A 14,708-nucleotide genomic window follows, 5' to 3' on the forward strand; every position below is an offset into this window, starting at 1 on the left:
AACATTCCTACTGTTTTGAGACAGGCTGCTGCAACTGGCTTTTCCACACATCCAGATTGCGCCTGATGGCTTCATCGGCAAGGCCGGAAGCGGCCGATTCTGTCATCTTTTTCGCCAACTGTCCGCGCAACCATGGATCATTGCAGGCCGAATTGAACGACAGAGCCCAGTGCAAGCCCGGCCTGTCGACCACCACCGGCAGCGCCTGCAACGTGTCAGCCAGCCCCAGCGTCTGCGCCATGACCATCCCGGCATAACGCCCGGCCAGCACATAATCCACCTCACCCAGCACCAGCTTTTGCAGCGCCTGCGTCAGGCCCGGCACCTGCTGCAGTTGCAGATGTTGCGCCGCCTCGCTCTCGAACGCCGGCGTCAATCGGGTTCGCTGCGAAACCGCCCCCGTACGCCCGTGCAAATCTTCCAGCGCCTGAATGGCAGGCTCTGGCGTCGAACGCACCCAGATCACGATGTCGTTATGCGTCGCGGCCGGATGAATATAGTCAAACGCATCGAGCCAGGCGGCATTCAACGGCGCATCGGCGAGCAGGTCCATGCGCCCGCTGCGCACCTCTTCCTGCGCCTGGCTGCGCTTGCCGGCGTACAGAAACTCTACGCTGACGCCCAATTCTTTCAGCGCCTGACCAAGCAAATCGGCGTTGGCGCCCATCAAATGCCTGGGATCCTGCGGATCTCGCCACAGATACGGCGGCGCATCGGGACTGCCCGTCACGATCAACCGCTCGCACTTGCCGGCTGCCCATCCAGCGCCCGGCAACATCAATGAGCCCAGCAGCAGCGCGAACCAGAACGGTGGTGAAACTCGCATGGCAAAAACCTTTCAGTGGCAAAAACAAAAAACCCGCCGGCCCGACCATGCTTGCGCATGAGCCGGACCAGGCGGGTTTTACAGCAAGAAAAACCTGGGTTAAACCAGTTTTTCCAGCTCTGGTACTGCTTCGAACAGGTCCGCGACCAGGCCGTAGTCAGCCACCTGGAAGATCGGCGCTTCTTCGTCCTTGTTGATCGCCACGATCACTTTGGAGTCTTTCATGCCGGCCAGATGCTGGATGGCACCTGAAATACCTACCGCGATATACAGCTGTGGCGCAACGATCTTGCCGGTCTGACCGACCTGCATGTCGTTGGGTACAAAGCCTGCATCGACGGCGGCGCGCGAAGCACCCACCGCCGCACCGAGCTTGTCGGCCAGGGCGTACAGGTGCTTGAAGTTCTCACCGTTCTGCATGCCACGACCACCGGACACTACGATCTTGGCGGCAGTCAGTTCCGGACGGTCCGAGGTCGCCAGCTCTTCGCTGACAAAGCTCGATTTGCCGGCGTCGTGTACGGCAGCCACGGCTTCAACGGCAGCCGAACCACCTTCGGCGGCAACCGGATCGAAACCGGTGGAACGCACAGTGATGACCTTGACCGCAGCGGTCGACTGCACGGTGGCGATGGCGTTACCGGCGTAGATCGGACGCTGGAAGGTGTCAGGCGATTGAACGGCAACGATCTCGGATATCTGGTCGACATCCAGTTGTGCCGCCACACGCGGCAGAATGTTCTTGCCGTTGGAGGTGGCAGCCGCCAGTACGTGGCTGTAGCCGGCCGCCAGTTCGACGATCAGCGGCGCAACGTTTTCCGGCAGCAGGTGTGCATAGGCAGCGTTGTCGGCAACCAGCACCTTGGCAACGCCAGCGATTTTGGCAGCGGCTTCAGCGACGCCCGCAACATCCGCACCGGCAACCAGCACGTGGATGTCGCCACCGATTTTCTGGGCAGCGGCTACGGTATTGAGAGTGGCAGGCACCAACAGGCCTTTGTCGTGTTCAGCGATAACCAGGATAGTCATTAGATTACCTTCGCTTCGTTCTTCAGTTTCTCGACCAGTTCGGCCACCGATTTGACCTTGATGCCCGCGCTGCGTGCAGCCGGGGCTTCAACCTTGAGGGTCTTGTTGGTCGATGCGGTAGAAACGCCCAGCGCCTCGGGAGTCAGGGTCTCGATCGGCTTCTTCTTGGCCTTCATGATATTGGGCAAGGAAGCGTAGCGTGGCTCGTTCAGGCGCAGGTCGGTGGTGACGATGGCCGGCAGGTTCAACGAAACGGTCTGCAGGCCGCCGTCGATCTCGCGGGTCACGGCAACCTTGTCGCCACTGATCTCGACGCTGGAGGCGAAGGTGCCCTGTGCGTAACCGCTCAGCGCGGCCAGCATCTGGCCGGTCTGGTTGTTATCGCTGTCGATGGCCTGTTTGCCGAGAATCACCAGTTGTGGCTGCTCCTTGTCGACCACAGCCTTGAGCAGCTTGGCGATGGCCAGGGAGGTGAGCTCTTCGGCAGACTCGACCAGCACGCCACGGTCGGCGCCCAGCGCCAGCGCGGTGCGCAGTTGTTCCTGAGCAGTGGATGGACCCACGCTGACCACGACGATTTCGCTGGCCACGCCCTTCTCTTTCAGACGCACGGCCTCTTCCACGGCGATTTCGCAGAAAGGGTTCATGGACATCTTGACGTTGGCCAGGTCGACGCCGGAGTTGTCCGCCTTGACGCGAACCTTGACGTTGTAGTCGACCACTCTTTTGACAGCTACAAGAACCTTCATGGATTCCTCGTTACTCTCCGGTGAATAGAAGTCGCCCGGACATGACCAGGCGATTGAAATGCGTCCTCAACAAGCAATCCTGGGGAGCGCAGGCGCGGCGCATACCGTGTAACCCCAGCCTGAAACCGATTTAAAGCCGGCCAATGGCCTTCGGGGTGTGTAAAATGCGCCCCACGATATGCATCGATTCAATGGCCTGCACTGTACTCGCCTCAAGCCTTTTACAGGTCTGGCCCAATCGCAACCGGGCCTTGGGCAAGTACGAAACCGCCCGTATCTTGACCGCAACCTCCCGGACGGTCAATACGACATATCCGCCAGTCACGGGTCCCGCCTCTAGGATTTATAAGGCCTGCGGCCAATTCAAACAAACGTTTGTATTGGACCTGCACAGTGGTGTAGATATAATGCCTTCCTTTAAAAGAAGCGGCGAATTCAATGCCAGGTGCATTGTTTATCGACAGCGCTTATAGAAAATACCGTGAGCCCTTGTAGGAGATAGCCTTTGGAACGCGAATACATGGAATTCGACGTTGTGATCGTCGGAGCCGGCCCCTCCGGGCTTTCTGCCGCGTGCCGCCTGAAACAGAAGGCTGCCGATGCGGGTCAGGAAATCAGCGTCTGCGTCGTGGAAAAAGGCTCCGAAGTGGGCGCACACATTCTGTCCGGCGCCGTATTCGAACCGCGTGCACTGGATGAACTGTTCCCCGACTGGAAAGCGCTCGGCGCCCCGCTGAATACTCCGGTCAAGCGCGACGACATCTATGTGCTGCGCAGCGAGCAAAGCTCGATCAAGGTTCCCGACTTCTTTGTGCCCAAGGCCATGCACAACGAAGGCAACTACATTATCTCGCTGGGCAATCTGTGCCGCTGGCTGGCCCAGCAGGCCGAAAACCTCGGTGTCGAGATCTATCCGGGCTTCGCTGCCCAAGAGGCGCTGATCGACGAAAGCGGTGTGGTGCGCGGCATCGTCACCGGCGATCTTGGCGTGGACCGCGAAGGCAATCCCAAGGATGGCCTGTATACCCCCGGCATGGAACTGCGTGGCAAATACACGCTGTTCGCCGAAGGCTGCCGTGGCCATATCGGCAAGCAACTGATCAAGCGCTTCGAGCTCGATAAAGAAGCCGACGTGCAGCATTACGGCATCGGCATCAAGGAACTGTGGGAAATCGACCCGGCCAAACATGAACCGGGCCTGGTGGTACACACCGCTGGCTGGCCGCTAGACAGCGCCAACATGGGCGGCTCGTTCCTTTATCACCTGGAAAACAACCAGGTGGTGGTCGGCCTGATCATCGACCTGTCGTACAGCAACCCGTACCTGTCGCCGTTCGATGAATTCCAGCGCTATAAACATCACCCGGTGGCCAAGCAGTACCTGGAAGGTGGCAAGCGCATCAGCTATGGCGCCCGCGCCATCGTCAAGGGCGGCTACAACTCGCTGCCGAAAATGGTATTCCCCGGCGGCGCGCTGATCGGCTGCGATCTGGGCACCCTGAACTTCGCCAAGATCAAGGGCAGCCACACCGCCATGAAGTCCGGCATGCTGGCCGCAGAAGCCGTGGCCGATGCGTTGATCGCCGGCACCGAAGGCGGCGATACGCTGAACACCTATGTCGAAGGCTTCAAGGCCAGCTGGCTGCACGACGAGCTGTTCGCGTCGCGCAACTTCGGCCCGGCCATGCACAAGTTCGGCCCTATCGCCGGCGCAGGCTTTGCGTTCCTCGAGCAGAATATCTTCGGCAACAAGCTGCCATTTACCCTGCACGACACCAAGCCGGACTATGCCTGCCTGAAGCTGGCCAGCGAATCGAAAAAGATCGTCTACCCCAAGCCCGATGGCAAGCTGAGCTTCGACAAGCTCAGTTCGGTATTCCTCTCCAGCACCAACCATGAAGAGGAACAACCGTGCCACTTGAAGCTCATCGACCCGAGCATTCCGATTGCCAAGAACCTGCCGCTGTACGATGAGCCTGCCCAGCGTTATTGCCCGGCCGGTGTGTACGAAGTGGTGACGCAAGAAGACGGCGAGAAACGCTTCCAGATCAACGCGCAAAACTGCGTGCACTGCAAGACCTGCGACATCAAGGACCCGTCGCAGAACATCACCTGGGTCACCCCGGAAGGCGCAGGCGGCCCGAACTACCCCAATATGTAAAAGCCCGCGGCAAGCCACAAGCGATTCGGCGTCCTGCGCGTTTTGATCTTGTGGCTTGCAGCTTAGAGCTTCAAAGAAATCCCCTCCTGCCCCGGGCTGCGCTCGAAATAGCGTTTGTACTCGCGCCCGAACTGCGACGCACTCTGATACCCGACTTTCAACGCGACCTGGGCCACGCCCAGGCCGTCGGTGACCAGCATCTGCTGGGCCTTGAGCAACCTCAAGCGCTTGAGGTACTGCACCGGCGACAACAAGGTGCTGCGCTTGAAGTGCTCATGGAAGGTCGACACGCTCATGTTCGCGCAGCGGGCCAGGGTTTCGACGTTCAGCGGCTCGGCGTAATGCTCGTGCAAGTAAGTGACCGACGCCGCCACCCGCGCAAATTGCCCCTGCTGCTCGACCAGCGCCCGCAACACTCCCGCCTGTGGTCCGCGCAGCGCGCTGTACAGCACATCGCGCAGCCGCGCCTGGCCCATCACTTGACACTCCAGTGGATCATGCAGACAGCGCAATAGCCGCTCGACGCTTTCGCGCATGCCGGTATCGAACTGCACCGAAGTCATCGATTCCGGGGTCTGCTGGCGGCTCTCATGGCCGTCCACCGGCCCCATGGCCTGCACCAGCTCACCGAGCAGGGTGCGATCCATCGCCACAGAAACCCCGTACAGCGGCATCTCCGGGGTGGCGAACGTCTCGCACTTGAATGGCACCGACAAGGCCTGAATCAGATAATGCCCGGCACCGTACTCAAAGGTTCTGGGCCCCAGAAACGCCACCTTGCTGCCTTGGGCGACGATCATCAGGCTCGGCTCGTAGATCTGCGGGCTGCTGCCCATGTGGCTGAAGGCGCTGATCAGCTTCACCTCCGGCAGACGGGTCGACACCCAGCCCGGCGTCACCGCCAGCGACTGGATCAGGGACACGAGGATGGCATTGGCTTGCAGGTGACGGGTCAGTTGCATAAGGGCACACGGGTAGAGAATCAGACAGGCCCATCATCGCAGATCTGCGCCTCTTGAATGTCACCTCAGGTCAGTCGCCGGAGAATCAGGCATGAATCACGGAGAAATGGCCATGGCCGCGAGCCGCCTTGATGACGACAATGGTTCGCCTCAACACGTTGTCATTTTTGCGAGGCTTCTCATGTATACCGCCATCGGTTATGCCGCCCAATCCCCTACCGCGCCACTGGCCCCCATGACCTTCGAGCGCCGCAGCCTGCGCGCCGACGATGTCGCCATCGAGATCCTCTACTGCGGCGTTTGCCACTCCGATATCCACCAGGCACGCAACGAGTGGGGCATTGCTGTCTACCCGCTGATGCCCGGCCACGAAATCGTCGGCAAGGTCACCGCCACCGGTGCCGATGCCACCCGCTACAAGGTCGGCGATCTGGTCGGTGTCGGTTGCATGGTCGACTCGTGCCGTACCTGCAAGGCGTGCCAGGCCGATCTGGAGCAGTATTGCCAGGAAGGTCCGACCATGACCTACGCGACGCCTGACCGGGTCGACGGCAGCAACACCATGGGCGGCTATTCCAGCAGCATCGTGGTCAGCGAGCACTTTGTCGTGCGCATCCCGGAAACCCTCGACCCGGCCGCCGCCGCACCGATTCTGTGTGCAGGCATCACCACCTATTCGCCGCTCAAGCACCACGGCGTCAAGGCGGGCGACAAGGTCGGCGTACTGGGCATGGGCGGCCTGGGCCATATGGGCATCAAGCTGGCCAAGGCCATGGGCGCCGAGGTCACGCTGTTCACCCGCTCCGCCGCCAAGGCCGCCGAAGCGCGTCGCCAGGGTGCCGATCACGTGATCGTCTCCACCGATGCCGAGCAGATGAAAGCCGCTGCCGGGCGCTTTGACTTCCTGCTCGACACCATTCCGGTGCAGCACGACCTCAATCCCTACCTGGAAACCCTGACGTTCGATGGCGTGCATATTCTGGTCGGCCTGATCGAACCAATCGACCCACCGGTGCACGCAGGCAACCTGGTACTCCAGCGCCGGGTACTGGCCGGCTCGTTGATCGGCGGCGTCGCAGAAACCCAGGAAGTGCTGGATTTCTGCGCCGAGCACAACATCAGTTGCGACATCGAAATGCTCGATATCCGCAATATCAACCAGGCCTACGAGCGCATGCTGGCCGGCGATGTGAAATACCGCTTCGTCATCGACATGGCCATGCTCAAGGCCTGATCAACTCGCCACAGCGACCTTGATACCGGATCTGCCCGCCCGACAATTGCGGGCAGATCCCGATCACGCCATACTCCTGATCATTCAGCCCTGCCTGCCCGTCGGATCATCCGAGGGTGGTAACGCGACTGAAATCCCCCCTCTCCTTTCTCGCCTTGGCTGGCAGTACGTTTTCGGCCGCTCATTTCCCTCAAGTTCAAGGACATGTGCCATGAAACGTTTTCTGGTGCTCGACAGCTTTCGCGGGCTGTGTGCGTTGGCCGTGGTGGTCTATCACTCACACATTCTGCAAGGCTTCAGCGAATGGCTGTTTTTCAGGAACGCCCACTCTCTGGTGGCGTTCTTCTTCGTACTCAGCGGCTTTGTGATCAGCCACGCTTATGCCGGCCGGCTGCATTCACGCCAGCAATTGCGGCAATTCGTGGTATCGCGCACCTGGCGGATTTATCCGTTGCACCTGGCAATGCTGCTGGCGGCCGTGGGCCTGGAGTGCGTCAAGGCAGTGGCCGAGCAGGCAGGCGTGCCCTTTGGCAGCGGCAGTTTCAGCGGCCCGCGGGCACCGGCAGAAATTTTGCCCAACCTGCTGTTGATCCAGTCGTGGTGGCCGGGCTTCGATGCCATGTCGTTCAATTACCCGGCCTGGAGCATCAGCGTCGAGTTCTATCTGTATCTGCTGTTCGGCCTGCTGAGCCTGGTCCTGCCGAGCCTTGCCAGATACGCCTTCGGCCTGTTGGCGCTGGGCGCGTTTGTGGCCCTGTACCGTGAAGCCGGGCTGCCCACCGAACTGGCACTGCGTGGCATCGGCTGCTTTTTCGCCGGCTGCATGACTTATCAGTTGTATCTGAAGGCGCAAGGCCTGCGCTTGAGCACCTGGCAGGCAAGTGTTCTGGAGCTGATCGCATTGATCACGACAGGACTGGCAATCACTTATGCCGGTGACGGGCAGAATCTGGCGCTGGCATTGCTGTTCTGCCTGGTGGTCGGCGTGTTCGCCTTTGAAGCCGGCGTGGTTTCCAGGGGACTGCGCAGTGCGGGGTTTATCTGGCTTGGCACCTTGTCGTATTCGGTGTACCTGACCCATGCGCTGGTGCTCATGTTGCTGTCGATCACGGCCAGCCTGATCGAGAAAATCAGCGGGCACGCGCTGACGGTGCAGCATGGCGGCACAGACGGCCTGCACCGTTATTTCAGCTCGGGCAGCGCGATGGGCGATAACGCCTTCCTGCTCGCGCAACTGGCGCTGGTGCTGGGCGTGTCGGTGCTCACCTGGCGCTTCATCGAGCAGCCCGGCATCGCCCTCGGCAAGCGCATGAGCAGGCCTGGCGCCACAGCCGGCAGCGCTGATTTCGGCAAACCGGCAGCCTGAATCGTACTCATAAAAAAACCGCCTTCACAGGCGGTTTTTTGTTCAGCAAGGCAACTCAGCGCTCCAGCAGGATCCGCAGCATGCGACGCAGCGGCTCGGCCGCGCCCCACAGCAACTGGTCACCGACCGTGAAGGCGCCCAGGTATTGCGAACCCATGTTCAGCTTGCGCAGACGACCAACCGGCACGCTCATGGTGCCGGTGACGGCCGTCGGGCTCAGCTCCTTGATGCTGGCTTCGCGGTGGTTCGGCACCAGCTTGACCCAAGGGTTGTGCTGGCTGATCAAGCCTTCGATGTCCGCAATCGGCACATCCTTGTTCAGCTTGATGGTCAGCGCCTGGCTGTGGCAACGCATGGCGCCGATGCGCACGCAGATGCCGTCGACCGGGATCGGGCTCTTGAAGCGGCCCAGAATCTTGTTGGTCTCGGCCTGGGCCTTCCACTCTTCGCGGCTCTGGCCGTTCGGCAGTTCCTTGTCGATCCATGGAATCAGGCTGCCGGCCAGCGGCGCGCCGAAGTTCTCGGTCGGGAACGCATCGCCACGCATGGCGTCGGCCACCTTGCGGTCGATGTCGAGGATGGCACTGGCCGGGTTGGCCAGGTCATCGGCTACCGAGGCATTGACCGCGCCCATCTGGCGAATCAGCTCGCGCATGTTCTGCGCACCGGCGCCCGAGGCCGCCTGATAGGTCATGGCGGTCATCCACTCGACCAGACCGGCTTCAAACAGACCGCCCAGGCCCATCAGCATCAGGCTGACGGTGCAGTTGCCGCCGATGTAGTTCTTGGTGCCCGCATCCAGCTGCTGGTCGATGACCTTGCGGTTGACCGGGTCCAGCACGATGACCGCATCGTCCTGCATGCGCAGGCTGGAAGCGGCATCGATCCAGTAACCCTGCCAGCCGGCCTCACGCAGCTTGGGGAACACCTCGTTGGTGTAGTCGCCGCCCTGGCAGGTCAGAATCACGTCGAGGGTTTTCAGCTCTTCGATGCTGTACGCATCTTTCAGAGGCGCTACGTCCTTACCGACCGATGGCGCTGTTCCGCCGACATTGGAGGTGGTGAAAAACACCGGCTCAATGAGGTCGAAGTCCTGTTCTTCACGCATCCGCTGCATGAGCACGGAACCGACCATGCCACGCCAACCGATCAGACCTACACGTTTCATCGCTACACCTTACCTAAAAGTGGGACCGCCGCCGCGCCTGTGGGGAATGGCGACGGGCCAGAGAGATTACAGATTTCGCAGCGCGGCGACTACCGCATCACCCATTTCGCGGGTGCCGACTTTCTGTTTGCCGTCCGACCAGATATCACCGGTACGCAGGCCTTGATCCAGTACCACGCTGACCGCTTTCTCGATCGCGTCGGCCACATCGCCCAGGTTGAAGCTGTAACGCAGCATCATCGACACCGAGAGGATGGTCGCCAGCGGGTTGGCAATGCCCTGGCCTGCGATGTCCGGGGCCGAACCGTGGCAAGGCTCGTACATGCCCTTGTTATTGGTGTCCAGCGACGCCGACGGCAGCATGCCGATGGAGCCGGTGAGCATCGAAGCCTGGTCAGACAGGATGTCGCCGAACATGTTGTCGGTCACGATCACATCGAACTGCTTGGGCGCACGCACCAGTTGCATGGCGGCGTTGTCGACGTACATGTGGCTCAGTTCGACGTCCGGGTAGTCCTTGGCCACTTGCTCGACCACTTCACGCCACAACTGGCTGGAGGCCAGAACGTTGGCCTTGTCGACCGAGCACAGCTTCTTGCCGCGCACACGGGCCATGTCGAAGCCGACACGGGCGATGCGGCGGACTTCGCTTTCGCTGTACGGCAGGGTGTCGTAAGACTGGCGCTCGCCGTTTTCCAGCACACGTGTGCCGCGCGGCGCACCGAAGTAGATGCCACCGGTCAGCTCGCGAACGATCAGGATGTCGAGGCCGGCAACGATTTCCGGCTTCAGGCTCGAGGCTTCAGCCAGTTGCGGGTACAGAATGGCCGGACGCAGATTGCCGAACAGACCCAGTTGCGCACGGATTTTCAGCAGGCCGCGCTCAGGACGAATGTCACGCTCGATGGTGTCCCACTTCGGGCCACCGACCGCGCCCAACAGTACAGCGTCTGCTGCGCGGGCGCGTTCCAGGGTTTCATCGGCCAGTGGCACGCCGTGCTTGTCGATGGCCGCGCCACCGATCACGTCGAAGCCCAGCTCGAAGTCCAGGTTGTACTTCTGGTTGGCCAGTTCCAGTACCTTGACCGCTTCGTCCATGATTTCAGGACCGATGCCGTCACCTGGGAGAATCAGAATCTGCTTGCTCATAACATCCTCGGTTGTGTGCTTGCCGCGCAGAGCGCCTGCTTATAGACGCTGTGCCCGGTGAAAAACTTATCGCCCGGCCCACAGCACCAGAACATCGGTGCTGAACGAGCCGTCTTCAGCGATTTCAAAATATTCGCGGACCTCGCTGCCCATGGCCTGTTGCAGCTCACGGATCGCCACGCGCAGGGCTTGTGGGGTGCGCATGCGCTCAACCCACGAAGCAAATTCCAGGTGCAGCCGCTGACGTGTATGGCTGCGGGTAAACAAGCCCGCCTCGCTGACCTGACGCAGCCACTCGGCGGCCGAATAGTCGCGCACATGGCTGGTGTCGCGCAGTACCTCCACCGTTTGCAGGTAGGTGTCCAGCAACGGGCTGCCCGGTGACATCACGTCGATAAAGGCCGCGACGCCGCCCGGCTTGAGTACCCGACGCACTTCGCGCAGGGCCAGGCCCAGGTCGCTCCAGTGATGCGCCGAATAACGGCTGAAGACGAAGTCGAACTCGCCATCCTCGAACGGCAAACGCTCGGCGGCGCCGCGCTGGGTACGAACATTGTCCAGCCCACGGGCCTCTGCGGTGTCACGAACCACGTCGAGCATCTGCTGCGACAGGTCATAAGCCACTACTTCGCCAACAGCGGCTGCGACATTAAAGCTAACGTGCCCTGCCCCGCAACCCAGATCCAGCACCCGCGCATCGCTGCGGCCCTGAACTTCGGCCTGCAATAGCGCAAACTCGGTGCCTTGAGCGTGTACGGCGCTGGTCAGATACGCGGCGGCCTGTTCGCCGAACTGGCGCTGAACAACCTGGGTATGCGGGGATTGGGTCATGTCGATACACCTTGTGTGGGGTTTTTCGCAGCCATGGCCGCGCCCACGTTATCCGTAGGAGCGGCCCGTCGGTGATCCGTGCTGCGAAACACCCGTCAATGCATCAGTCGCGGAACAGCCATGGCTGGCTGGCACGGTGTCTGGCTTCAAAGCTCTGGATGGAGTCCGAATCGACCAGGGTCAGGCCGATGTCGTCCAGGCCGTTGAGCAGGCAATGCTTGCGGAAGGCGTCGACTTCAAAGCTCAGCACCTTGCCGTCGGGACGGGTCACGGTCTGTGCCTGCAAGTCGATGCTCAGCTGATAGCCAGGCTCGGCTTCAACCTGCTTGAACAGCTGGTCGACTTCATCTTCCGCCAGGATGATCGGCAACATGCCGTTCTTGAAGCTGTTGTTGAAGAAGATGTCGGCATAGCTCGGCGCGATGATCGCGCGAAAACCGTACTCTTCCAGCGCCCATGGCGCGTGTTCACGGCTGGAGCCGCAACCGAAGTTCTCCCGCGCCAGCAACACGCTGGCGCCTTGATAACGGGCGTTGTTGAGCACGAAATCATGGTTCAGCGGGCGCTTGGAGTTGTCCTGGTAGGGCTGGCCCACGTCCAGGTAACGCCACTCGTCGAACAGGTTCGGGCCGAAGCCGGTGCGCTTGATCGATTTCAGAAACTGCTTGGGGATGATCTGGTCGGTGTCGACATTCGCACGGTCCAGAGGCGCCACAAGGCCGTTGAGCTGGGTAAAGGCTTTCATGCTGGGCTCCTTAGTGCTGGATCAGTTCGCGAACATCGATGAAACGGCCGGTCACGGCAGCGGCCGCGGCCATGGCCGGGCTGACCAGGTGAGTACGACCACCGGCGCCTTGACGCCCTTCGAAGTTACGGTTGGAGGTCGACGCGCAGTGCTCGCCGGAGCCCAGGCGGTCGGGGTTCATGGCCAGGCACATCGAGCAGCCCGGTTCACGCCATTCGAAGCCGGCTTCGATAAACACCTTGTCCAGCCCTTCCTGCTCGGCCAGTTCCTTGATCAGGCCAGAGCCTGGTACAACAATGGCTTGCTTGATGGTCGAGGCGACCTTGCGGCCCTTGGCGATCTCGGCGGCAGCGCGCAGGTCTTCGATCCGCGAGTTGGTGCACGAGCCGATGAACACCCGGTCCAGCTTGATATCGGTGATCGGCTGGTTGGCCTGCAGGCCCATGTACTTGAGGGCGCGTTCGATGGAGCCGCGCTTGACCAGGTCTTGCTCCTGGGCAGGATCGGGCACGTTCTGATCGACGGCCAGCACCATTTCAGGCGAAGTGCCCCAGCTGACTTGCGGCTTGATCTGCGCAGCGTCGAGCTCGACCACGGTGTCGAACACCGCATCGGGGTCGGACACCAGGTCTTTCCAGGCCTCTACCGCCTTGTCCCAGTCCTGCCCCTTGGGCGCGAATGGACGGCCCTTGACGTAGGCGATGGTCTTTTCATCGGTGGCAACCATGCCGACCCGGGCACCGGCCTCGATGGACATGTTGCAGATGGTCATGCGGCCTTCGACGGACAGGTCGCGAATCGCGCTGCCGGCAAACTCCATGGCATGGCCGTTACCGCCGGCGGTGCCGATCTTGCCGATCACGGCCAGCACGATGTCTTTGGCGGTCACGCCGAACGGCAACTGGCCTTCGACCTTGACCAGCATATTCTTCATTTTCTTGGCGACCAGGCACTGGGTGGCCAGTACGTGCTCGACTTCGGAGGTGCCGATGCCGTGAGCCAGTGCACCGAAGGCGCCGTGGGTCGAGGTGTGCGAGTCGCCGCAGACCACGCTCATGCCAGGCAAGGTTGCGCCCTGCTCGGGACCGACAACGTGGACGATGCCCTGGCGCGGGTCGTTCATCTTGAATTCGGTGATGCCGTATTCGTCACAGTTGTCGTCCAGGGTCTGGACCTGCAAACGCGAGACTTCATCGGCAATGGCTTCGATACCGCCCTTGCGCTCGGCGGTGGTCGGCACGTTGTGGTCCGGCGTGGCGACGATCGAGTCGACCCGCCATGGCTTGCGCCCGGCCAGGCGCAGACCTTCGAAGGCTTGCGGCGACGTTACTTCGTGGATGATATGGCGGTCGATGTAGATCAGCGACGAACCGTCGTCGCGCTGCTTGACCACGTGCGAATCCCACAACTTGTCGTAAAGCGTTTTGCCAGCCATCAGACATCTTCCTCATCAGCGTCTTTCTATGCCTTGGGTAATCAATGAAGGCTCGATGACCCCTTGGCTTGTGCGGACAATGCTATGGAATATGTTTAAATAACTCAAATTCATAATTTTCATGCTTTGGATAACCAACTGGAATGCGACGCCATGGATCTCGCTAATCTCAACGCTTTTATCGCGATTGCCGAAATCGGTAGCTTTTCCGGGGCCGGCGAACGCTTGCACCTGACCCAGCCGGCGATCAGTAAACGCATTGCCGGGCTGGAGCAGCAGCTCGATGTCCGGCTGTTCGATCGCCTGGGCCGTGAAGTCAGCCTGACCGAGGCAGGCCGCGCACTGTTGCCGCGCGCCTATCAGATCCTCAATGTGCTCGATGACACCCGCAGAGCCCTGACCAACCTGACCGGCGAGATCAGTGGCCGCCTGACGCTGGCCACCAGTCACCACATCGGCCTGCATCGCCTGCCGCCGGTATTGCGCACCTTTACCCGCCTCTACCCACAAGTGGCGCTGGACATTCAGTTTCTGGACTCGGAAATTGCCTACGAAGAAATTTTGCATGGCCGCGCCGAACTGGCCGTCATTACCCTGGCACCCACTCCGCATTCACTGGTGCGTGCGGTGCCGGTGTGGGATGACCCGCTGGACTTTGTCGCAGCGCCCGAGCATCCGCTGGCCAATAGCGGCCCGGTGAGCCTTGAGGATATTGTGCGTTACCCTGCGGTATTTCCTGGCGGCAATACCTTTACCCATCACATTGTCAGCGGATTGTGCGAGGCACGCGGATTGAAGCCGGACATCGCGATGAGCACCAATTACATGGAAACCATCAAAATGATGGTTTCCATTGGTCTGGCATGGAGCGTACTTCCGCGTACCATGCTCGACGAGCAGGTGGCACGCATCCCTTTGCCCGGCATACAGCTTAATCGCCAGCTAGGCTATATCCTGCACACCGAGCGTACCCTGTCGAATGCCGCCAAGGCATTCATGGCGCTGCTCGACGCAGAGACACGACCCTCGTAACCTGAGGGCTGCTGGACGCAG

The 14,708-nt window shown here is 60.9% G+C and carries 13 protein-coding genes; 4 read left to right on the top strand and 9 right to left on the bottom strand.

What is annotated here, in order from left to right:
- Positions 1–7: 7 nt before the first annotated feature.
- The 3 genes from ACYAS9_RS29505 to ACYAS9_RS29515 all read right to left on the bottom strand — a co-directional run bounded on the left by ACYAS9_RS29505 (position 8) and on the right by ACYAS9_RS29515 (position 2,604).
- Positions 8–826, bottom strand: a complete 819-nt coding sequence (locus ACYAS9_RS29505; protein ID WP_463572039.1) for a substrate-binding periplasmic protein — start codon at positions 824–826, stop codon at positions 8–10.
- A gap of 99 nt (positions 827–925) precedes the next feature.
- On the bottom strand, positions 926–1,855 hold the full coding sequence (locus tag ACYAS9_RS29510; RefSeq protein WP_463572040.1) for an electron transfer flavoprotein subunit alpha/FixB family protein: 930 nt from the start codon (positions 1,853–1,855) through the stop codon (positions 926–928).
- Positions 1,855–2,604, bottom strand: a complete 750-nt coding sequence (locus tag ACYAS9_RS29515; protein ID WP_463572041.1) for an electron transfer flavoprotein subunit beta/FixA family protein — start codon at positions 2,602–2,604, stop codon at positions 1,855–1,857. Before ACYAS9_RS29515 ends, ACYAS9_RS29510 begins: the two co-directional genes overlap by 1 nt.
- Before the next feature lie 505 nt (positions 2,605–3,109).
- On the opposite strand from ACYAS9_RS29515, the gene ACYAS9_RS29520 reads away from it, so the two are divergent.
- Positions 3,110–4,765, top strand: coding sequence for an electron transfer flavoprotein-ubiquinone oxidoreductase (locus tag ACYAS9_RS29520; RefSeq protein WP_463572042.1), 1,656 nt, complete (start codon positions 3,110–3,112; stop codon positions 4,763–4,765).
- Positions 4,766–4,827: 62 nt separating this feature from the next.
- Here ACYAS9_RS29520 and ACYAS9_RS29525 read toward each other — a convergent pair whose 3' ends face one another.
- On the bottom strand, positions 4,828–5,727 hold the full coding sequence (locus ACYAS9_RS29525; RefSeq protein ID WP_463572043.1) for an AraC family transcriptional regulator: 900 nt from the start codon (positions 5,725–5,727) through the stop codon (positions 4,828–4,830).
- Positions 5,728–5,908: 181 nt separating this feature from the next.
- On the opposite strand from ACYAS9_RS29525, the gene ACYAS9_RS29530 reads away from it, so the two are divergent.
- Together ACYAS9_RS29530 and ACYAS9_RS29535 are read left to right on the top strand one after the other, a co-directional pair.
- On the top strand, positions 5,909–6,961 hold the full coding sequence (locus tag ACYAS9_RS29530) for an NAD(P)-dependent alcohol dehydrogenase (RefSeq protein WP_463572044.1): 1,053 nt from the start codon (positions 5,909–5,911) through the stop codon (positions 6,959–6,961).
- 211 nt (positions 6,962–7,172) lie between these two features.
- The gene (locus ACYAS9_RS29535) at positions 7,173–8,327 is read left to right on the top strand and encodes an acyltransferase family protein (RefSeq protein ID WP_463572045.1); all 1,155 of its coding nucleotides are present in this window, start codon (positions 7,173–7,175) and stop codon (positions 8,325–8,327) included.
- Between the two features lie 55 nt (positions 8,328–8,382).
- On the opposite strand, the gene asd is transcribed toward ACYAS9_RS29535, so the two are convergent.
- The 5 genes from asd to leuC form a co-directional block, all read right to left on the bottom strand.
- Positions 8,383–9,495 (bottom strand): aspartate-semialdehyde dehydrogenase, encoded by a 1,113-nt coding sequence (gene asd, locus ACYAS9_RS29540; protein WP_056840058.1) that lies wholly within the window; start codon positions 9,493–9,495, stop codon positions 8,383–8,385.
- 66 nt (positions 9,496–9,561) lie between these two features.
- Positions 9,562–10,644 (bottom strand): 3-isopropylmalate dehydrogenase, encoded by a 1,083-nt coding sequence (leuB, locus tag ACYAS9_RS29545; RefSeq protein WP_463572046.1) that lies wholly within the window; start codon positions 10,642–10,644, stop codon positions 9,562–9,564.
- Positions 10,645–10,710: 66 nt separating this feature from the next.
- A complete protein-coding gene (locus ACYAS9_RS29550) occupies positions 10,711–11,475 on the bottom strand; it encodes a class I SAM-dependent methyltransferase (RefSeq protein ID WP_463572047.1) in 765 nt (254 codons plus the stop codon).
- A 103-nt stretch (positions 11,476–11,578) separates the two neighbouring features.
- The gene (leuD, locus tag ACYAS9_RS29555; protein ID WP_459745183.1) at positions 11,579–12,220 is read right to left on the bottom strand and encodes a 3-isopropylmalate dehydratase small subunit; all 642 of its coding nucleotides are present in this window, start codon (positions 12,218–12,220) and stop codon (positions 11,579–11,581) included.
- Between the two features lie 10 nt (positions 12,221–12,230).
- Positions 12,231–13,655 (bottom strand): 3-isopropylmalate dehydratase large subunit, encoded by a 1,425-nt coding sequence (gene leuC / locus ACYAS9_RS29560; RefSeq protein ID WP_463572048.1) that lies wholly within the window; start codon positions 13,653–13,655, stop codon positions 12,231–12,233.
- Positions 13,656–13,808: 153 nt separating this feature from the next.
- On the opposite strand from leuC, the gene ACYAS9_RS29565 reads away from it, so the two are divergent.
- A complete protein-coding gene (locus ACYAS9_RS29565) occupies positions 13,809–14,687 on the top strand; it encodes a LysR family transcriptional regulator (RefSeq protein WP_463572049.1) in 879 nt (292 codons plus the stop codon).
- Positions 14,688–14,708: the final 21 nt, after the last annotated feature.

The organism is Pseudomonas sp. HP_08 (assembly GCF_055284095.1).